Here is a 19614-nt window from a genome sequence, read left to right on the forward strand (position 1 = left end):
ACTACTGCCTACTGCCTACTGCCTCACTTCTCGTTCAACGCCTCCTGCAGCTCCTCGGCGAATTGCCGGATGCGCTTGGCGTTGGCGCCGAAATCATGCCGCCCGTTGCGCGAGGTCGAGCGCATGTCGATGCGCGTCTGGCCGGCGAGCGGGCGCAGGCGCACGGTGATGTCGTCGTCGAAGCCCATCACGAGAGTGCGGTCCACGAAATCGACATGGGCGACGCCGGAGCGCCCAGTGGGCGGACGCTGGTCGACGACGCGCCAGCCGCGGTTCTTCGCCGTGTCGAGGACGAGCTGAAACGCCTCGTCCGCCTCGAGGTCGACGACGACCGGCTCTATATCGGGATAGGCGGCGCGCTGCGCCTCCGCCCCATCCGGCGAATAGGGCCGCGGCCGATAAGATTGGCGGGCCTGAAGCGCGGCGGTCGACAGGGAAAATTGCGGCGGATCGGAAACATCGGTGGAAATATCGGCGAGCACCGGCAGACGCACCGCCTCGAACGCGAGATAGGCCGGATAGCCGAGCGTCAGAGCGGCGAGCAGCAGGCCGATCAACGCCTCGCCCAGGCCGCGGCGACCGGTCTGCCAGATGACGACGCAGGCGGCGAAGAACAGCAGGATCGCGACGAGAGCGACGAGTATCGCTCCGCCGACCACGGCGAGGCTCGCCTGCGGCTCCACCGCATGCATGCGCGCGAGCGCCACCGCAATGACCGCGACCGGGACCGAGAACAGCCCCAGCCGCCGGCACCAGACGGCGGCGTTGGAGACCGGCTCCTCGGGAATCTGGCGCAGCATGGCGAAAACATAGCACCGATCGCCACGACCTCGCCAGCGACGCCGCGCCTGTGGACGACATCGGGAGTTTTACCGATCATTAACTCGGGAAAGCGACACTTTAAATCGAATTCTTCGCAACTCCGTAGCAGAGTTCCGGCCATGTCCAACGTCTCCATGAACAATTTCAACGAGCCGCGCCCGAGCGATCACCGCACGGATCTGCTCGCGCGCCTTTATCGGGAGATCGGCCTCTCGGCGGTCGCCGCCGCCCTCGGCGTGATGGCCTATCCGAGCGAGCCCGAGCACAAAGAGGCCTCGCAGGCGAAAGTTCCGGCGATCCTTCAAGAAGACCTCGCCGCCTGATCGGCCGACCAGAGCGGTCGCGCGCGCATATCTCGCAATATGCTGCGATGATCCGCACAGGAATGGGGCGAGAGGACGCCGAACTGTGACCTCGTCGCAACAGCGGTTCGGATATTGGCGCTGTGCGCATCCGCGCGTTGACCGGGGAAATTCGCCCGATTTATTTTCGGTGGAATGAGGAAGCCATTCTCACCGCGCCCATTGCCGCGCCGGCTCATCGCCGGCGCGGCGGCTTTCCTCTTCGCCCTGCAGGCGCTCGCCTTGGTCGGCGCCGCGGCGGCTCGCGCCGGGGCCCTGTTCGGCGCCGGCGTCTCCGAGACGCGCTGCGCCGGCGCGCGCGAGGATGCGCCGCTCACGCGCCACGGCGTCGAAGATCACTGTCTGCAATGCGCGAGCAGAGAGGCGCCGGCGCCGGCCGTCGAGCCCACCAAGACGAAGATTTTCGCCCCGCTCGGCGCGCGAGGGTCCGTCTGGACCACGAACGCAAATTCGCCGCGCGCGCCTCCGCTCGGCTGGGCCAGCTCCTGGTCCTCGCGCGCTCCGCCCTTCCCGTCCTGATCGCCGGCGCCCGCGACTGCGGCCGACGCGAAAATCGCGTCGGCGCGTCACATTTCTGGACCGAGCGCATATTGCGCAGCATCAGGACAGATTTCCGTGGCTCATGGGATTTCGGACGGCGAGCGCCGGGCGCAGGCCAAGCCGTGGCGGCTTCGCGCGCTGTTCCTCGCCCATCGGGGCGATTTGCTCGGCTTTTTGATCCGCAAGGTCGGCGCCGTGGACGCGCCCGATCTTCTGCAGGAGACATTCCTGCGGCTGATCCGGCACGACCGGCTCGACGCCATCGACGATCCGCCGGCGTTCATGAAGCGGATCGCGGTCAATCTCGCGCGAGATTTCGCCCGCCGCCGCCGGACCGAGGAGCGACGCCTCCAGGTCGGGGATTTTTTCGTCGAGCTTCCCTCGGCCGAGAAATCGCCGGAAGAGCTGTTCGAATTCGAGCGGCGATCGGCTCTCCTGCGCAAGGCGATCGAACAGCTTCCGCCGCGATGCCGCGAAGCGTTCGAATTGCATATCTATAAGGATACGCCCTTGAAGGAGGTGGCGCTGCGAATGGAGATCTCCGACCGGATGGCGAGAAAGCATGTGAGCCTCGCCCTGAGGGCCTGCCGCGACGCGCTGAGGAGCCCGAGCGAATGAATTTTCCTTCGCGCGAGGTTCCGCATCGCCGCGCGGCTGCGTCACCTCATCTGCGGAGCCGAGCGGTCGACGCCGATCCGGCGAGAGACGAGCACATTCCGGCCAAAGGACGGGTCGACGCATGAACGACGGCGAGAAAGAGCCGGAAACGGACGAGGCGGGGGACATCGCCATCGATTGGTTCGTGAGATTGCGCGCGGGGCCGCTCAGGGCCGACGAGAAGGCGGAGCTCGACGCCTGGCTGGCCGAAGATCCGGCGAACGCCACCGCCTTCGATGACGTGCTGCGCATGTATGGCCATTTGGCTGAAATGCGCCCGTCCCGTCCCGGGCGGCCGGCGCGACGCGCCTCCCCGCGACTGCGCATCGCCGCCCTGGCGGGCGCCGCGGCTGCGGCGGTCGCCCTCGTCGCATCCTTCGACGAAATCGCCGCGCGGCTGCGGGCGGATCATTACGCCGGCGCCGGCGAGCGAAAGCTCGTCACGCTCGAGGACGGCTCACGCGCTTTGCTCGACTCGAGGTCCTCGATCTCCGTGCGCTACAGTCCCGCAGAGCGACGGCTCTCCCTCCTCACCGGCGAGGCCTGGTTCGAGGTCGCGCCCGATCCGTCGCGTCCCTTCGTCGTGGAGGCCGGCGGCGGAACCGTGACCGCGCTCGGCACCGCCTTCGACGTCGCCCTCGAGGCGTCGGGCGCGCGCGTCACCGTGACCGAGCATCGCGTCAGCCTGTCCAGCGGAGGGCGGTCCGTGATCGTCGATGAAGGGCGCCAGAGCGCCTTCGAGCAGGGCGTCGCCGCGCGCGCGCCCGAGCCGGTGAACGTCGATTCCGTCACGGCCTGGCGGCGCGGCAAGCTGATCGTCGCGAAGAAGCCGCTTCGCGACGTGCTCGCCGCGATCGGCCGCTATCATCGCGGCTTCATTTATTGCGTCGATCGGTCGATCTGCGAGCGGCGCGTCTCCGGCGTGTTCGGCGCCGAGGACGCGCTGGAGTCGCTGCGCGAAATCGAGACGTCGCTCGGCCTGCGGGTGATCCATCTCACCAGCTATATGATCCTGCTGTACTGAAATCGCGCCGCGCCGCACGGTCGAGCTTCGAATTTTTTTGATGAAGGAGGTTCCGCGTTTTCGGCCTGCCGCGTCCTGTCGCGAGAAGCCAATGCTCGAGGTCGGGCATGGCCAACGACAGGACGGAAAAGGCGATGGCGGGGAACAGGCCGAAAGGCAGGGGCGCAAATATGAGCTCGACGGCGATCGCCTTGGCGCTGAGCGTGATGACGATGGGCGCGGACGCGCCGGTCCATCCCGCGCAAGCGTCCATTTCGCCGCGCGAGCGCAATGGCGATCTGCGCGAATATCACATTCCTGCGGGGTCGATGGAGGCGGCCCTCGCGGCCTTCGCCGATCGCAGCGAGCTGCATGTCGTCTTCGACGTCCGTCTCACCGAGGCCCTCGAGACGCGCGGCGTCTCGGGCGTCTATTCCATCGCGGACGGTCTCGAACGGCTGCTGTCCGGGACAGGCCTCACCTATCGGCTGTCGAACAACGGCCGCTCCGTGTCGATCATTCTGGCGCAGGCCGCGACCGGCTCGATGACCGACGCCGTCGACGCCGCGCTGCCGCCGATCGACATCGGCGCCGATGAGCGCAAGCGCGTGAGAGGCGGCGCCAACGCCCCGGGATTCGACGCCGCCCGCGCGCGGGAGCCGATCTATCGCGACCCGCCCGGGCAGACGGTGACGACCATCGATCATCGTTTCCTCGACACGACGCCTTTGGCCACGGTGCAGGAAATGCTGCAATATAGCCCGGGCGTGTCGCTCGGCCAGGGCACGATTCCGCGCGAGCTGATGCCGTCGATCCGCGGCTCCGGCAACCGGCTCGGCACGACCTATCCTTTCTCCGTCCGCAACATCATGATGCTGGAGGACGGATTTCCGATCGTCACCGCCGACGGCAACGGCCGCACCGACATGCTCGACCCGCACGCCTTCTCCGGGATCGACGTCTATCGCGGCCCCTCCTCGGCGCTGTTCGGCAACAACGCCTATGGCGGCGCATTCAATTTCCGCAGCTTCACCGGCGCGGAGATCGACGGCGCCGAGACGGGCTCGGAATTCGGCAGCTTCGGCTACATCAACAATTATCTGCGCGCCGGCAAAAAGGTCTCCGACCCTCGGCTGGGCGATTTCGATATCTCTCTGTTCGGCTCGGATCTGCGCGGCGACGGCTATCTCGCGCGGGGCGCCCATGAGTTCGAGCAGGGCAAGGTCCTCGCCACCTGGGCGCCCACGCCGGCCGACCGGCTGACGGTCAAATTCGTCTTCAACAACTCCTTCGCGGAGTTCATGAACCGCAGCTCGCTCACGCAATTCTACACCAATCCATACGGCAAGAGCGTCGACTGCCGGATCGCCACCGACGCCAACCGGCCATACTGCAACAATCTCTTCGTTCCCGCCAATGGCGCCTATACGAGCGCGAAATCCGGCCTCGTCAATCAGAGCGTCTGGCAGCTCGGCACGCATTGGCACGTGGTCCGCGACATCGTCGGCCTGCGCTACGAGCATGATTTCGACAGCGCCACGACGTGGCGCACGCAATTCACCTACGACTATCAGGACTATATCAACAGCACCTGGCCGCCGCCGAAGGTCGGCCCCGCTTTCCTCGGCGGACTCGGCGGCCCGGTCGCCATTCGCGGCCCGTCCTATGGCTTCAGCGCATCGACCGATGTCACGAACCACGGCGCGCTGTTCGGCCTGCCGGCGACGCATTATCTCGGCTTCTTCTACGACGACCTGAAAACGGTGAACCCGTTGTTCTCGCAGGTTCCCAATGTGTGGGGCTATGGAGCGACGGGCGGCGGGATCGGCAATATCGAGGCCTCTCACTCCAATGTCGGCCTCCGCGCGCGCGAGGAGATCGCGCTCACCCCGCAGCTCACCGCGGCGATCGGCTTCAGCGCCAATTGGAACAGGGTCAGCGGCGTCTATAGCGTCGCCAATTACGCGATCAATGGCGCGCTGCTCGCGCCGACGCAGGTCGGCGTCGACAATGATTATTGGAACACCGCGCCGGAGGCCTCGCTCACCTGGCGCTACAGCCCCGAATGGCAATTCCGCGCGCGCTACGCCACCGGCTATGGCACGCCGAATTTCATGTATCTCACCAACACGCCGACGGGCGCCGGCAACAACACGTCGCTGCAGGCGCAGACCAATATGGGCGTCGACCTCGGCGTCGACTGGACTCCGACGAATAATCTGACGATCAGCCTCACCGGCTATCATGAATGGTTCCGCAACGAGATTCTCTCACAGGCCAACGGGCTGGTGACCTATCAATTGAACGCGCCCGCCTCGATCCATCGCGGCTTCGAGGCGAGCGTCGACTGGCGCCCCTTCGACGGCTGGCGGCTCATCGGCGCCTATAGCTACAATGATCAGTTCTTCACCGAATTCCGCGACAATCTCTCCGCCACCGTCGCCTATGATCGCGCCGGCAAGCGCATTCCCAATGTGCCGATGCATACGCTGACGAGCCGCCTCGGCTATGACATTCCCGGCGGCGATCTGAAAGGGCTCGGCGCTTTCGTCGAATATATCTATAAGAGCGACTATACGATCGACAACGCCAATCTGTTGACGATCCCGAGCTATGGCATCGTCAATCTCGACGTCCACTATGGCCGCGAGATCGCCGGCTCCATCCTCAAGAGATTCGATCTCTATTTCGATGTGAAGAATCTCTTCGACCGCACCTATGTGGCGGGCGCGAATACGCTTGCGAACACGCTGGTGGCCGGAACCACGCAGCAGACGCCGGCCGCGGGTCTCGCCACCTCCACCGGCGCGGGGATCATCGCCGGCTCGCCGCGCGCCTTCATCGGCGGGGTGAAGTTCAAATTCTGACAAAAAAGCGATCGGCGGCCCGGCCGCCGATCGCCTCCTGGACCGCGAGCCTTCAGGATCGCGTTCACCATGCGGATTGCGAGCCTTTAAGGCTCGCGGTCCAAATCCCTGTTACTCGATGATCGAGGCGACGACGCCGGCGCCGACGGTGCGGCCGCCTTCGCGGATGGCGAAGCGCAGCTTCTCCTCCATGGCGATCGGCACGATGAGGTTCACTTCCATCGCGATATTGTCGCCCGGCATCACCATCTCGACGCCTTCGGGAAGCGTCACGATGCCGGTCACATCCGTCGTGCGGAAGTAGAACTGCGGACGATAATTGGTGAAGAACGGCGTGTGGCGGCCGCCCTCCTCCTTGGTCAGGATATAGGCCTCGGCCTTGAACTTGGTGTGCGGCTTCACCGAGCCGGGCTTGGCCAGAACCTGGCCGCGCTCCACATCCTCGCGCTTGGTGCCGCGCAGCAGCGCGCCGATATTGTCGCCCGCCTCACCCTGATCGAGCAGCTTGCGGAACATTTCGACGCCGGTCACCGTCGTCTTCACCGTCGGGCGAATGCCGACGATCTCGACTTCCTCGCCGACCTTGACCACGCCGCGCTCCACGCGGCCGGTCACCACCGTGCCGCGGCCCGAGATCGAGAACACGTCCTCGACCGGCATCAGGAACGGCTGATCCTTCGGACGCTCCGGCTGCGGAATATAATCGTCCACCGCCTGCATCAGCTTCAGGATCGCGTCATGGCCGAGCTCGGGGTTCTTGTTCTCGAGAGCGCACAGCGCCGAACCCTTGATGATCGGAATATCGTCGCCGGGGAACTCGTATTTCGACAGCAGCTCGCGCACCTCGAGCTCGACGAGCTCCAGCAGCTCCGGATCGTCGACCATGTCGACCTTGTTCAGGAACACCACCAGCGCCGGAACGCCGACCTGGCGGGCGAGCAGGATGTGCTCGCGCGTCTGCGGCATCGGGCCGTCGGCGGCCGACACCACCAGAATGCCGCCGTCCATTTGCGCGGCGCCGGTGATCATGTTCTTCACATAGTCGGCGTGGCCGGGGCAGTCGACATGCGCGTAATGGCGGTTCTGCGTCTCATATTCGACATGCGCCGTCGAGATGGTGATGCCGCGCGCGCGCTCCTCGGGGGCCTTGTCGATCTGGTCATAGGCCGTGAAGGTCGCGCCGCCCGTCTCGGCCAGAACCTTGGTGATCGCCGCCGTCAGCGACGTCTTGCCATGGTCGACGTGTCCGATCGTGCCGATGTTGCAATGCGGCTTCGTGCGTGAGAACTTTTCCTTGGCCATGCTTGTCGTTTCCAGCTGTGGTCGCGGCGCGCCCGTCCGGCCCGCGCGCGTGGCTTTAAGGCGGTTGCCGGCAATCTTCAAGTGCGATCGGCCGCTGAGGCGGCGCGCATTCGGCGCGAGGCCGCAGCGGCTCACGCCGGCGCGGCCTCGAGCGTCACCGTCTATGACTGCGATGCGACCGCTCGATGACGCTCAGAACCGCACCTTCACGCCGCCATAGGCGGCGAGCGGCGAGATCGGTCCGAGTGTGCGCGGATTGGAGAGGCCGAGGAAGCCGATCGCTTCCGAACCCGTCTCGAAATAGGTTCCGAAGCTGTAGGCGCGTCTGTCGAACAGATTGTTCACGAGGCCATAGACCTCGATATTATCGGTGATCTTGTAGGAGGTTTTCAGATTGACGACGCCGAAGGACGGCAGCGGCTTGTCGAGATTGGCCTCGTCGCCGGCGAGATGCACGCCGGTGCGGAAGATGTAATCGAGGCCGAAGGTCCATTGCGGCGTGACCTTGAAGTCGAAGCCGACTTTCACGCGATGCCGCGGGATCCCCGGCAGCACATTGCCGGGCTGGACGTGAATCTGGCCGTTCTCGTCGGCGTAAGGATTGTCGCCGGAATTGAGCGTCAGATGATTGCGAAAAGTCGCGTCGATGAGCGCGTAATCGGCATAGACTTGGACGAGGTCGTTCTGCCAGGTGACGCCCGCCTCCACGCCCTGACGGCGTGTTTGTCCGACATTGGCGAAATAGCCGCGACCCTGGATCACATCCGACGGCAGCGACAGAATATCGTCGACGCTGTCGGTGCGGAAGAGCCCGGCGCGCCAGTCGAGACGGCCATAGTCGCCGCCGAAGTCGCGACGTCCGCGCAATCCCGTCTCCCATGTGCGCGCCACCACCTGCTTGAGCGGCGGATCGGAGACGAGGAAATTGTCGATCATGCACGGATGCAGCCGATCCGAGCAGCCGTTCTCCAGCGCCGTCGGCGCGCGATTGGCCTCCGAGTAATTGCCGTAGACGGTGAGCTCGGGGAAGAAGGAATAAGTGAGGCCCGCCACCGGATTGACGCGCTGGTAGAGCGCATTGCTGTTCAGCGCCGCGCCGACATGATCGAACAGCGCGACCTCCGCGCTGTTGAAGCGCAGGCCCGCGGTGGCGGTGAGCTTGTCCGTCACCTCGAGCGTGTCATGCGCATAGACGCCCCAATAGAGATTGCGTCCGCCGACATGCACGGGCTGGAAGCCGCCCTCGGGCACGAGATTGGAATAGAGAACGCCCGTGCCGGCGACGGAGAGGTCGTTCTGGAGGACGCCGAGCTCGGAATAGCCGCGGAAGTCGGAATGCTGGCGATCATGCGCGGCGCCGATGACGAGCTTGTTCGCAAAGCCGAGGATCGCCTCGTCGTAAGTTCCCTGCAGCGCAAAGCCGAACGCGCGCGAATTGACCCGCGTGTAATCGAGGCTGCCGACGCCGCCGTCGTTCAGGAGCGAGGCCGGAATGCGCCGGCCGGAGGAATCGCGCAGCACGACCTGTCGAATGCTCGGCTCCGACGTGAAACCGTCCGTCTCCTGGCACAGCCATTTGTCATTCGCGCCGCAAGTCTCGACATCGGCGAGATTGCCGTCGATGTGCTGCTGGCGGAACTGGCGGAAATAGGCGTTGCCGTTGAATTTGAGATGCGAGCTCGCCTCATAGGCGCCCTTGAGGTTCACGAACAATAGATCATTGTAGGAGCTCTGCGGCGTCGTGAACACCGAGCCATAATCCCGCTGCAGCATTTCGATCGGCGTCGCCGCCGCATTGCCGAGGCGCGTGCCCGCGCCGGTGAAATTGAGGTGGAACTCGGTCTTGTCGCCCTTATAGCCGAGATCGGCGTAGCCGCGCAGGATCGACGAGCCCGATCGCTTGCGCCAGCCGTCCTCGCCGAGCCCCTCGAAGGCGAAATAGACGGCGAAATCATCGATCTTGCGGCCATATTGCAGGCTGCCGAAGCGCCGCCCGAAGGAGCCGCCGCGCCCATCCGCTTCAAAACCTTGCCAGGTGAAGCCGTTCTTCATTTCGAGCGTCAGCGCGCCGCCGAGCGCGTTGAGGCCGAACAGCGGATTGCCGCTGACGATGTCGCCCTTGGCGATGGCGACGCTCGGGATCAGATCGAAATTGACCGAATCGCCGAACGCCTCGTTGATGCGCACGCCGTCCTGATAGACCGCGAGGCCCTGCGGCGTGCCGGGAACCGGAGAGGCGGCAAAGCCGCGATAGCTGATGTCCGGCTGGAACGGATTGCCCGCCACTTCGCTCGAGGAGACGGACGCGTTGCGGCGCAGCAGCGTGTCGGTGACGATCACGGCGTGATCGCGATCGAGATCGCCGCGCGTGAGCGAGATCGGATTGGTCGAGATCTTCGATCTCTCGATTTTCGCACCCGCTTCCGGCGCGGTCGCGATGTCGATGTCCGGCAGCGCCTCCTGGGCGCGCGCTGCGAGCGAAGAGGTCGCAGCCGCGAGCAGCGCGACGAGCGAGAGTCGAGAACGGCGCCAAGGCATCTTGCTATTCCATCTCCGGCGAGCCGATCCCCCCGATCGGCCTCGACGCCGAAGACACGCGCTGCGCCGCCGCAGTGAATTCCGCAACCTTCGGCTCGGGCAAAATAGGGGTGAAGCTGCGCCGCGCCTATTGCAAAGTTTCACCTTCGTATTTCGGAATCCTCCCGAAGCTCGGCCGCAGCCGGCGCGCTCAGCCGATCCGCAGCGCGTCGTCCGCTCGCCGCACGGCGCCCACGAAAGCCTGCAGCTTGAGCCTATCGAGACGGCCGTCGGTGCGGACGGCCGAGCACAGATCGACGCCGAAGGGACGGACACGTCGGATCGCTTCGCCCACATTGGCGGGCGACAGGCCTCCGGCGAGAAATACCGGCAGCGCGCTCGCTCGCACGAATTGCGCGCTGATCGTCCAATCGTGAACGCGGCCCGTGCCGCCGAGCTCGGCGACCGGCGCATGGGGGCGACCGGAATCGAGCAGGAATGCATGCACATGGGCGCTATAGGCGTCGATCAGGTCGAGCGCGTCCGGGCCTGCGACATGAACCACCTGGACCCGGCGCACATGCGGCTCGATCTTCGCCAGCCGGGCCGCTTCCGTGGGATCGAGCGGCGCGACGATCTGCACCGTCGAGGGATGGGTTCGACGGATATGCGCGGAGATGGCGTCGGCGGTCGTTTCGCAGGTGAGCAGGAAGGTCGCGACCGCCGGCGGCGCGGCCGCCGTCACCTCGGCGATCGCGTCGTCGGATATCGGACCTGGCCCCGAAGGCATTCGCGCCACGAGGCCGAGCGCGTCGGCGCCTTCGCCGACGGCGATTCTCGCCTCGTCCGGCGAGGCGATGCAACAAACCTTGATCCGCGTCCGCATGGTCGAAATCGCCGCCTGGAGCGCTTTCCGACCGAACGGAATCGTTCGGTCGATCAGAATTCGCTCAAACGAAAGACTGTTAGAGCGTTATCGATCCATTCGGATCGGATAACGCTCCAAGGGAAGCTCGACGCTTCAAATCCCGTGATGTTCGAACGCCGTTTCTCCCGCCACCACGGTCAGCTTCACCCGCCCCTGCAGGCGCGCCGTGTCGAAAGGCGTGTTCTTGCAGCGCGAGCGCAGCTCGGCGGGATCGACGACGAAAGGCTCGTCCGGATCGAAGCGGATCACATCGGCCGGCGCACCCTTGGCGAGACGCCCCTGCTCCAGCCCCAATATTTCCGCCGGCCGCGACGACATGGCGCGCAGCAGGCCGGCGAGGGAGATGTCGCCCGAATGGACGAGGCGCAGCCCGGCCGCCAGCATGGTCTCGACGCCGACGGCGCCGGCCTCGGCCTCGGCGAAGGGAAGGCGCTTCATCTCGACGTCCTGCGGATCATGGTCGGAAACGATGACGTCGACGAGGCCGGAGGCGAGCGCCTCGACCAGAGCGCGGCGCTCGTCCTCATGACGCAAGGGCGGGCGCAGCTTCAGGAAGGTGCGGTAGTCGCCGATGTCGTTCTCGTTGAGCGTCAGATGATTGATCGTCGTCCCGCAGGTGACGGGCAGGCCGCACTGCTTGGCCGCCGCGATCGCCTCGAGCGACAAGGCCGCGGTGACGACGCTGGCGTGATAGCGCGCGCCGGTGAGCGCCACGAGCCTCAGATCGCGGTCGATCACGACGGTCTCCGCCTCGCGCGGAACGCCGGCGAGGCCGAGCCGCGCCGCGAGCTCCCCCTCATTCATCACGCCCTCGCCGGCGAGGTCGCGATCCTCCGCAAAATGCGCGACGAGCGCGTCGAAATCGCGGGCGTAAGTGAGCGCGCGGCGCATCACCTGGGCGTTGCGCACAGACCGTTTGCCGTCGGAAAAAGCGACGGCGCCCGCCTGGCGCAGCAGGCCGAACTCGGAAATTTCGCGGCCTTCCCTGCCCTTGGTGAGCGTCGCCATGGGCAGCACGCGCACGCGGCCGGTGTCCCGCGCGCGGCGCAGCACGAAATCGACGACCGCCGGATCGTCGACCGGCGGCGAGGTCTCCGGAGCCGCGACAATGGTGGTGACGCCGCCCGCCGCCGCGGCCGCGGTGGCGCTGGCGATGGTCTCGCGATGCTCGGCGCCGGGCTCGCCGACGAAGCATGTGAGATCGACGAGCCCCGGCGCGACGACATCGCCGCCGCAGGCGATCACGCGCGCCCCCTCCGGAGCGGAAGCGGCGGTGACGGACGGGCCGAGATCGGCGATGCGGCCGTCGCGAATGAGCAGCCCGCCGCGGCTCTCGACGCCGGACGCCGGATCGACGAGCCGCGCATCGGCGAGCAGGAGGGGACGAGGCGCTGTCATGGCGCCTGATTAGGATGTTTTGCGGGGGAAGGGAACCGGGGCGCGGCGAGGAGGAAATTCCGGCGACTTGGCCGTACGGATGCCCGCATGGACGAGCCGTCCCACTCGGCGAGCGCTGCAAAGTCGACACGTCATGGCTGCAGGAGAAACGAGATGCCCCGGACCTCGGGTTCTCCCGATCATGTCTAATAAGATCGATTGTTGCCCACGAAGATATTGCCGATTTGAGCGTCGTAGTGGTTTCCGTAGTCGGTGCTGCCCGCCACGCGCCCGACAGTGCCGGCGCTATCGTTGAATACGACAGAAACGATCGCGCCGCCTGCGGCGCCCTGAATTTGGTTGCTCGAAATGATAATCTGCCCGGCTCCGCTTTGAGCACTATAGCCAATGCCGATCGGACTCGTCAGAATCAAATTGCCATTGACGTTGAGATCGTGGGTCGAGGCATTGTGACCGGAGATGATTCCGATTCCGGCCGCTCCATCGACGATATTGCCCGAGATAACAGCTGCACCTTCCGCATAGATGCCAAAGGCGAGGCTGACAGTCGGAACATACCCCGGGTCGTTGATCGTCTGATGGATGATGTTGGTCACTCGGTTGCCCGTGATGGTGACGCTTTTTGCGGTGCCTTGGCCACCCATTCCCGAATTTGCGACGGCAATACCGTTGCCCGCCGTGTCGATAATGTTTCCCGAAACTACCGCGCCATTCAGGTCGATCCCCGCGTTTGGCGCTTCGATGAAAATCGCCATCTCTCGAGAGCCATAGCAATTATTGCCTTGAATAATCTCATTACCGCCGCCATTGCATCGGATTGCGGAATATTTGCATCCGCTAATGGTGTTTGAAGATATCGTGACAGCGACCGCACGGAATACAACGATCCCATTCCCATTTTGACCGGCGCCGCTTCCACTTTGAATAGTATTTATATTATTCCCGGATACTATGCTGCCGTTGCCGGTGACAGTCGATGTCCAAATCATTATACCGTTATTGGCGCAATTCTGGACCCTATTGCCATTTACGTACAAGACAGCGTCCATACCCCAAATGCCGTAGCTGCATTGATAAACAAGGTTGTCTCGTATCGTGCATGATGATCCAGATATATATACACCACAAGCCACAGAATTATAAAATTGGCAATTTATAACCTCACAATATGGCGCATTAGTGATCGACAAGAGAGCGGAGGAATCGTTCAGGTTCGTAAAGTTTACATTATTTCCATTGAAATTAATGCCATCTATCCTGCAACTATATATTCCATTTATTGTCAAAAGATTGCTGCCTGACGTCAATTGTAATACGACAGTGCCCGGAATTGCGTAAACAGAGAGAGTTTGTCCCCCACCGGTACTCGAGTTCACGAGGATATTGGTGGTCGTATAGACGCCAGGCTTGATGAACAACGGAAGTCCATTGCTGCGAGACTGGTTAAAAGCCGCTTGAACATTGGCGACAGTCGTCCATCCAGTGCCAGGCGACGATGATGCATTCTGAAGGACGACGGCCGCGTCGGAAATTTTCGTATAGAGGGGCACAGTCAAAATCTCCAAAATAGGCGAGTGAAGTTGCTCAAATCACGCGGTTCCACCATTCAGCGTGTGTACGATCAAATGCTAACGTAGCTACAGCGGAGCGTAAACGGGAATTATTGGCGCCGCTCAGAAGCGAACGGTCTCCGAAGATGATATCGCCGCTGATCCGCTGTCCCGGCGAGGGCTCGGCGAGGTCGATTTGCCGACTCGCATCATCCAACTCCGCATCGGCCGCTCGAAATAGCGGTAGGAAAGCAGGGACAGCACGATCGTGATCCCGAAGCTCGCGAAGGCGAAGGCGAAGGTCCACGGCGTCTCGATCAGATGCAGCCGCCGCGCCACGATCAAAAGCGGCACGCTCACGAGAACGTGCGACATGTAGAGCGCGTAGGAACTCGCCCCGAGAGCGAGGAGAACTCGGCTTTTCATCAGAGTCGGGGCGCCGCCTGCATCCGCGAGCGCGGCAAGAGCTATGAGCGAGCAGAAGACCGGCAGGAGCAATTCACGCCGGACGTCGAGGGACAGCACGACCAGCGCGCTCGCAGCCAATGCGTGAACAGTCCACCAGGACGGCTTGCCGCGCAGCTGGCCGTTGCACATCGCCTCGGCGATCGCGGCGCCGGCAAAGAAGCTCGGGAGGGCGCGCAGCATTCCGAACCGATAGGTCAGCTCCATCCAGTCTTGCACGCCCAGCGCATTTTGGGCCGCGATCATGACGGTCGCCATCAGCAGAGCGCACAGCAGGCTGAACGCGAGACTGACATGGCGGACGATTGCGAAAACGGCGGGAGCCAGCAGGTAGACGAACCACTCCGCGCTGATCGACCACGAGGGGACATTGAAGCTCGGATGGTCGAGGAGGCCCCAGGCCTGCACGAGAAGCAGGTTCGCCGGCAGGCCGGAAAGCGCCAAAATTTCCGGGTGATTCGGCTGAAACCGCAGGACATGAGCGATAGCGACGAGCAACAGATAGCAAGCCAAGGTCAGCACATGCAACGGATAGATGCGCGCCCACCGCGCTCGTAGAAATTCCCCGTATTCCCGAGCCGATCCGAGACGGCTCCGATAGCCCTGCACGATGACGAAACCGCTGAGAATGAAAAAGAAATCGACCATGCAACTAAGATTTGCGACAACGGGAAACCGGGTCGCCAGCCCCAGCTGAAAGTCGATATCATAGTGAAACAGGACGACGCCGCTCGCAGCCAGGAAGCGATAGCTGTCCAGCACGAGATACCTGACCGATTTCGTGGACTGCATGGCGACCGCCTTACCAATCAATATGGATACTAATTTCGGAGAAGCGGGTTGTAAGAATTTGCCGTCTCTGACGACGAGAGGCAGACGACCTTCAAATCAGGCGGCGATGAATAGGCTGGCGAGACGCCTTCGCCGCACAGGGCAGTCCGGTGAACGCAGGAAGAGGCGTGCTACCCTCCCCTTTAGGGGGAGGGTCGGACCGCCATAGCCCGGCGCTTGCGACGGGCGTTCTTCCACAACGCCCTATGGCGGTCCGGGGTGGGGTTTTCGCGGCAAACACTCGGGGAGCACCCCTCCCGAGCGCCTTCGGCGCTCGACCTCCCCCTCGAGGGGGAGGTGGCGCGCCTCTTCCAGCAACAATTCTCGATCACCCGATTCCCCGCTTCGCCTCACCTCTCCTCTTCCCGCCTCGCCGGCTGCGGCGTGAGAATCACCACCTCATTGCGGTGCACGCGCCCGAGCGTCGCGCGCGCCTGCTCGTCGAGCATGTCGGCGTCGATGGCGTCGCCGCGCATCAGAGCGATGCGGCGCTCCCATTGCTTGCGCTCGGCGACGAGCGCGGCGTGCTCGCGCTCGAGCTCGGCGAGGCGCTCCGCATATTCCTCGCCGGCTTTGAGTCCGCGCTGGCCGTTGACGCCGTGCCAGACGAAATAGCCCGCGACCAGCCCCGCTCCGCAATAGAGCAGGAGGGGGAACAAGAGAGAGCGCAGGACGAAGCGAAGCATCATGGCCTCGCAGCTTGCGCCGAACAGGGTGTAGGCGCAGTTAACGCGCCGGCGCCGTCTCGGGCAGGCGGCCGGTGCCGTCCAAAATGCCGAACAGCTTGCGCAAGAGGCCCGGCGCGATCACCGACAGCGGATTGACCGTCAGCGTCGGCGCGCTGAAGGCGCCGGTCACGCGAAAGCTCACCGCGAACATCCCCTCATTCTCCCCGCCGGTGAGAACGACGCCGATCAGCGGAATATTCGCCACGAGATTGTTGAGCCCATAGACGGGCACGAAGGTCCCCGACACGTCGATCTTGTCGCGCGCGACGTCGATATAGCCGTCGACGGTGAGGCCGGTCTCCGGCCCCGACATCACGCCGTCGCGCATGGCGAGCCGCCCGCCCGACCAGGTGAAGCCGGACTGCACGCGCGAGAATTTCACCGAATCGGGATCGAAGTGCTGCGCGCCCTTGTCGTCGGTCCGCGCGGCGCCCTGCATCACCAGCCGGCGCATGGCCGGCTCGTTGCGCAGATAGAAATCGCTGATCTTGATGACGCCGTCCGAGCGGCCTTGCGCCATCTGCACGCTCGCGGTCAGCGCCCCGCTCTCCATGCGATGATAGAGATCGAGGAAAGAGAGCAGCGCGCCGCCGTCGCTGGTCGAGAGCTCGATGAGCGGCGCGCCGTTCTGCTGGCGCGCGAGCGTCGCCGCCAGCGGCTCGCGGCCGAAGCTGCCGGTCATCGACAATTGCTCGAGACGCCCGCCGCGCCGCTCATAGTCCAGCGCGACATTGGCCAATATCTGCCGGCCGAAGCCGGTGACGATCGGCGATTTGAGATCGAGCTCGAGATCGTCGGACGCCGGCTTGCCGGCGCCCCCGGACCCCGCCGCCGCGTCGGCGGAAGGCTGCGAGAGATAGCGCAGCAGCGGGCGGGCGTCGATATTGGCGCCGCGCACCACGAGCTTCATCCCCTCGCCGACGCGCGTCGCCTCGACGCGCATGTCGTCGCCGGGCGAGAGCCGCACCTGCATGAGACGCGCCGAACGAAACGCCCCGTCGCGCGCGAGCTCGACGACGCCCGAGAGCTGCGCGCCGCCCGCCTCGGCGGATAATTGCTCCAGCGCCGAGCCGTCCGGCCGCTTGACCAGAGTGAAGCTCGCCTTGCCGGGCTTGCCCACGGGCTTGGCGACGCCCGGCAGCGGATGCTCGAGCCCGGCCTTGAGGAAGTCGAGCTCGATCTGCGCGTCGGACTCCTCGAACGGCAGGCTGGTCGCCACCTGCACGCCGACGATTCCCGAGACGCCGGCGACGGCGAAGCCGGCCTTGGCGCGCGCGGAATCGTCGAGCTGCAGCGATATCTGCGCCTGCGCCTTGGATTTCTCGCCCGGGGGGCGGCGCATCTCGAAGGCGACCGGAGCCCCGAACGCGCGGCCGGAACCGCTGGCGCGCAATCCGTCGACATCGGAGACGAGCCTCAGCGCGCCGCCTTCGAGCCGCTCCTTGCCGAGGAAGCGCTCGATCGAAACATTGGTCGCCTCGGCGTCGATCGCGACGCGGGTCTTCTCGTCCTTGGCCGCCTTGCCCATTTCGAAATCGATGCGCAGGCGCCCGTCCACCTGTCCATGCAGAGCGCCGGCGTCGACCGGCGCGTCGGCGACGGCGGCGATGCTCTCGAGCGCGAGAATGTCGGCGACCGCCTCGACATTGCCGGACAGCCGCAAGTCGATCGACGCCGGCGCCGGATCGACGCCGAGCGCCGGCACGCGAAACGCGCCTTGCGTGATGGCGAGCCGGCGTCCGGGCGCGCTCTCCATGGCGCCGGCCGTCGCCGTGAAGGCCACGGTGCGGCCGGTGAGCGCGATATGGCCGCGGACGCCGGTCAGCGGCCACAGCCCCGGGAAAGCGTCGGCGATCGTCGCCCCCTCGAGATCGAAATCGCCGCGCAGCGCGGCGTCCGGCGGCGGCCGCTCATAGCGTCCCTCGAGCATGGCCTGTTGGTCGAGATCGGCGGTGAGCAGGCCGGAGCGCAGGAGTCCCGCCGGCACATGAGTCTCCATCCAGCTCCGCGTCGGCGCCGCGACATGGGTCGGCCAGATGCGCAGCACGGAGCGGAGCGGCGTGTCCCTCGCCTCGATGCGATAGGTCAGATGCGGCCCGTCCGGTCGGCCGCCGTCGAAGCCGATGGCGGCGGAGGCGTGAATCTCCGGCCCCTCCAATGCGACCCGCTCGATCGTTGCGCGCTTGGCCGCGAGATCGAAAGTCGCCGCCAGGCTCGCGCTGCTGACGAGCATCGGCGCCTCGCCCGGACCGTCCGACAGGAACCGGCCCGGCTTGGCGAGCGCCACGGCCAGGGTCCAGAGATCGGAATGGACGGCGCCGTCCTGCTCGGGCGGCGTCAGGACGCCCGCGAAGCCGAGCCGGGCGGCGCCCGCCGCGATCTCGATCGGCTCGATGGCGATGCGGCGGCGCGCCGCGTCCCAGCGCGCGGCAAGGGCGATCCCGCCGACCATGAAAGGCTCGGAATCGGGCTCCTCGAGCCGGAAGAACCCCTCCCCCATCGAAAAGCGCCCGTCGGCTTCGAGAATCTCATCGGCTCCGTCGACGGCGAGACGCAGATCGAGCGACAAGGGCGCGTCGGTGTCGAAGGGAAGCGAGCGCAGCCCGGCGATGAGCGAAATCTCGTCGAGCGACAGCCGGCGCAGCTTCACGTCGAGCGCGCGCCGCTCGCCCGGCCGCCCCTCCGCCTTGGCCTCGGCCGTCGCGCGTCCGGATGGTCCCGTCGCGCCGATCGTCAGGCTCGTCGCGCCCGCCGATTTCTCGAATTGCACCGCCACGTCGCGATAGGTGGTCGTGCGGTCCAGCGTGCGGTCGTCGATGACGAGCGTCGCATGGGAGACGCCGACGCGATCGATGGCGGCGATCGGGCTGTCGGGGCCGGTGACGAAGTCCATCAGCGCGCGCAGCGCGGCGCCCGCCTGCCGCGCCAGCACGGGGCGCGCCACGGGCGTGACGACGGCGGCCGTCTCGACCGCAGCCGGACGCGGCTCGAGCGGGATCTCGACCGGCTCGGCGCCGGGCGTGGACACCGCGACGACGCCGTCCGGCCGCACCGCCAAGCGCAGCTCGAGATCGAGCGCCTCGAGCCGTCGCGGCATCAGCCGACCGAGCATCAGCGCCAGCGGATCGACCGACAATTGCGCCTTCGGAACCGCGATGATGGCGCGATCGCGGTCCTTCACCTCGAGCCGGTCGACGGTCAAGGTGAGGCCGAGCCGGCCATGGTCGATCGCCGCGGAGCCGAGCGTGAAGGCGTAGCGATGGCCGTAGAGGTCGTCGAGCGATTCGACGATCTTGGGAACCAGCCAGTCGGAGCGTATCGGACCGCGCGCCAGCGCGGCGAAGAACGCGCCGATCGAAAGCGCGACGACCAGCAGTAGAAAGACGGCGACGGCCGAAACGCAGCGTCCGACGCAGAAGGAGCGCAGCCTCAAGGCCGTGCGCGCCGCGCAGGTCGACGTCGGCCAAGACGAGTCCTGCAGGCCGCGCGGCTCCATCGGCGAACCTTCGTCGAAGCCTTGCGTCAAGCCCCCGCCTCTCGGTGAGTCCCGCGCGCCGCGCCGGCGCCGATTCTGCAATGAGATTTGATGGACATTTCCCGGGCCGGACGCAATCGGAGATTTTTCGGCGACGCCCTTGCGAAGC

The 19614-nt window shown here is 65.3% G+C and carries 14 protein-coding genes; 5 read left to right on the top strand and 9 right to left on the bottom strand.

The window, feature by feature from the left end; genetic code table 11:
* Positions 1-23 precede the first annotated feature (23 nt).
* Positions 24-800, bottom strand: a complete 777-nt coding sequence (locus tag K3F48_RS08110; protein WP_222574923.1) for a DUF1499 domain-containing protein — start codon at positions 798-800, stop codon at positions 24-26.
* 141 nt (positions 801-941) lie between these two features.
* On the opposite strand from K3F48_RS08110, the gene K3F48_RS08115 reads away from it, so the two are divergent.
* The 5 genes from K3F48_RS08115 to K3F48_RS08135 all read left to right on the top strand — a co-directional run bounded on the left by K3F48_RS08115 (position 942) and on the right by K3F48_RS08135 (position 6251).
* Entirely contained in the window at positions 942-1145 is a 204-nt protein-coding gene (locus tag K3F48_RS08115) for a hypothetical protein (RefSeq protein WP_222574924.1), read from the top strand.
* A gap of 201 nt (positions 1146-1346) precedes the next feature.
* The gene (locus K3F48_RS08120; RefSeq protein ID WP_222574925.1) at positions 1347-1703 is read left to right on the top strand and encodes a hypothetical protein; all 357 of its coding nucleotides are present in this window, start codon (positions 1347-1349) and stop codon (positions 1701-1703) included.
* A 96-nt stretch (positions 1704-1799) separates the two neighbouring features.
* Positions 1800-2342: a sigma-70 family RNA polymerase sigma factor gene (locus tag K3F48_RS08125; RefSeq protein WP_222574926.1), complete on the top strand. Its 543-nt coding sequence runs from the start codon at positions 1800-1802 to the stop codon at positions 2340-2342.
* Between the two features lie 121 nt (positions 2343-2463).
* Positions 2464-3405, top strand: coding sequence for a FecR domain-containing protein (locus tag K3F48_RS08130; RefSeq protein ID WP_222574927.1), 942 nt, complete (start codon positions 2464-2466; stop codon positions 3403-3405).
* Between the two features lie 107 nt (positions 3406-3512).
* Positions 3513-6251 (top strand): TonB-dependent receptor, encoded by a 2739-nt coding sequence (locus K3F48_RS08135; RefSeq protein ID WP_222574928.1) that lies wholly within the window; start codon positions 3513-3515, stop codon positions 6249-6251.
* A gap of 111 nt (positions 6252-6362) precedes the next feature.
* Here the strand turns inward: K3F48_RS08135 and tuf are convergent, their stop codons facing one another.
* The 8 genes from tuf to K3F48_RS08175 form a co-directional block, all read right to left on the bottom strand.
* On the bottom strand, positions 6363-7553 hold the full coding sequence (gene tuf, locus K3F48_RS08140) for an elongation factor Tu (RefSeq protein ID WP_222574929.1): 1191 nt from the start codon (positions 7551-7553) through the stop codon (positions 6363-6365).
* A gap of 192 nt (positions 7554-7745) precedes the next feature.
* The gene (locus tag K3F48_RS08145; RefSeq protein WP_222574930.1) at positions 7746-10091 is read right to left on the bottom strand and encodes a TonB-dependent receptor; all 2346 of its coding nucleotides are present in this window, start codon (positions 10089-10091) and stop codon (positions 7746-7748) included.
* Between the two features lie 190 nt (positions 10092-10281).
* The gene (locus K3F48_RS08150) at positions 10282-10956 is read right to left on the bottom strand and encodes a phosphoribosylanthranilate isomerase (protein WP_222574931.1); all 675 of its coding nucleotides are present in this window, start codon (positions 10954-10956) and stop codon (positions 10282-10284) included.
* Between the two features lie 135 nt (positions 10957-11091).
* The gene (locus K3F48_RS08155; RefSeq protein ID WP_222574932.1) at positions 11092-12396 is read right to left on the bottom strand and encodes a dihydroorotase; all 1305 of its coding nucleotides are present in this window, start codon (positions 12394-12396) and stop codon (positions 11092-11094) included.
* 185 nt (positions 12397-12581) lie between these two features.
* Complete coding sequence (locus K3F48_RS08160; RefSeq protein ID WP_222574933.1) at positions 12582-13946, bottom strand: TIGR03808 family TAT-translocated repetitive protein; 1365 nt, start codon at positions 13944-13946, stop codon at positions 12582-12584.
* 123 nt (positions 13947-14069) lie between these two features.
* Positions 14070-15203, bottom strand: a complete 1134-nt coding sequence (locus tag K3F48_RS08165; RefSeq protein ID WP_222574934.1) for an acyltransferase — start codon at positions 15201-15203, stop codon at positions 14070-14072.
* Positions 15204-15592: 389 nt separating this feature from the next.
* Complete coding sequence (locus K3F48_RS08170; protein WP_370631377.1) at positions 15593-15931, bottom strand: septum formation initiator family protein; 339 nt, start codon at positions 15929-15931, stop codon at positions 15593-15595.
* Positions 15932-15968: 37 nt separating this feature from the next.
* Positions 15969-19496 (bottom strand): DUF3971 domain-containing protein, encoded by a 3528-nt coding sequence (locus tag K3F48_RS08175; protein ID WP_222574935.1) that lies wholly within the window; start codon positions 19494-19496, stop codon positions 15969-15971.
* Positions 19497-19614: the final 118 nt, after the last annotated feature.

This window comes from Methylosinus sp. Sm6, from assembly GCF_019802345.1.
Taxonomy (GTDB): domain Bacteria; phylum Pseudomonadota; class Alphaproteobacteria; order Rhizobiales; family Beijerinckiaceae; genus Methylosinus.

Coding starts and splice junctions, on each gene's coding strand:
- K3F48_RS08110 (WP_222574923.1), bottom strand. CDS start 800: ATGCTGCGCCAGATTCCCGAGGAGCCGGTCTCCAACGCCGCCGTCTGG.
- K3F48_RS08115 (WP_222574924.1), top strand. CDS start 942: ATGTCCAACGTCTCCATGAACAATTTCAACGAGCCGCGCCCGAGCGAT.
- K3F48_RS08130 (WP_222574927.1), top strand. CDS start 2,464: ATGAACGACGGCGAGAAAGAGCCGGAAACGGACGAGGCGGGGGACATC.
- K3F48_RS08135 (WP_222574928.1), top strand. CDS start 3,513: ATGGCCAACGACAGGACGGAAAAGGCGATGGCGGGGAACAGGCCGAAA.
- tuf (WP_222574929.1), bottom strand. CDS start 7,553: ATGGCCAAGGAAAAGTTCTCACGCACGAAGCCGCATTGCAACATCGGC.
- K3F48_RS08145 (WP_222574930.1), bottom strand. CDS start 10,091: ATGCCTTGGCGCCGTTCTCGACTCTCGCTCGTCGCGCTGCTCGCGGCT.
- K3F48_RS08150 (WP_222574931.1), bottom strand. CDS start 10,956: ATGCGGACGCGGATCAAGGTTTGTTGCATCGCCTCGCCGGACGAGGCG.
- K3F48_RS08155 (WP_222574932.1), bottom strand. CDS start 12,396: ATGACAGCGCCTCGTCCCCTCCTGCTCGCCGATGCGCGGCTCGTCGAT.
- K3F48_RS08165 (WP_222574934.1), bottom strand. CDS start 15,203: ATGCAGTCCACGAAATCGGTCAGGTATCTCGTGCTGGACAGCTATCGC.
- K3F48_RS08170 (WP_370631377.1), bottom strand. CDS start 15,931: ATGATGCTTCGCTTCGTCCTGCGCTCTCTCTTGTTCCCCCTCCTGCTC.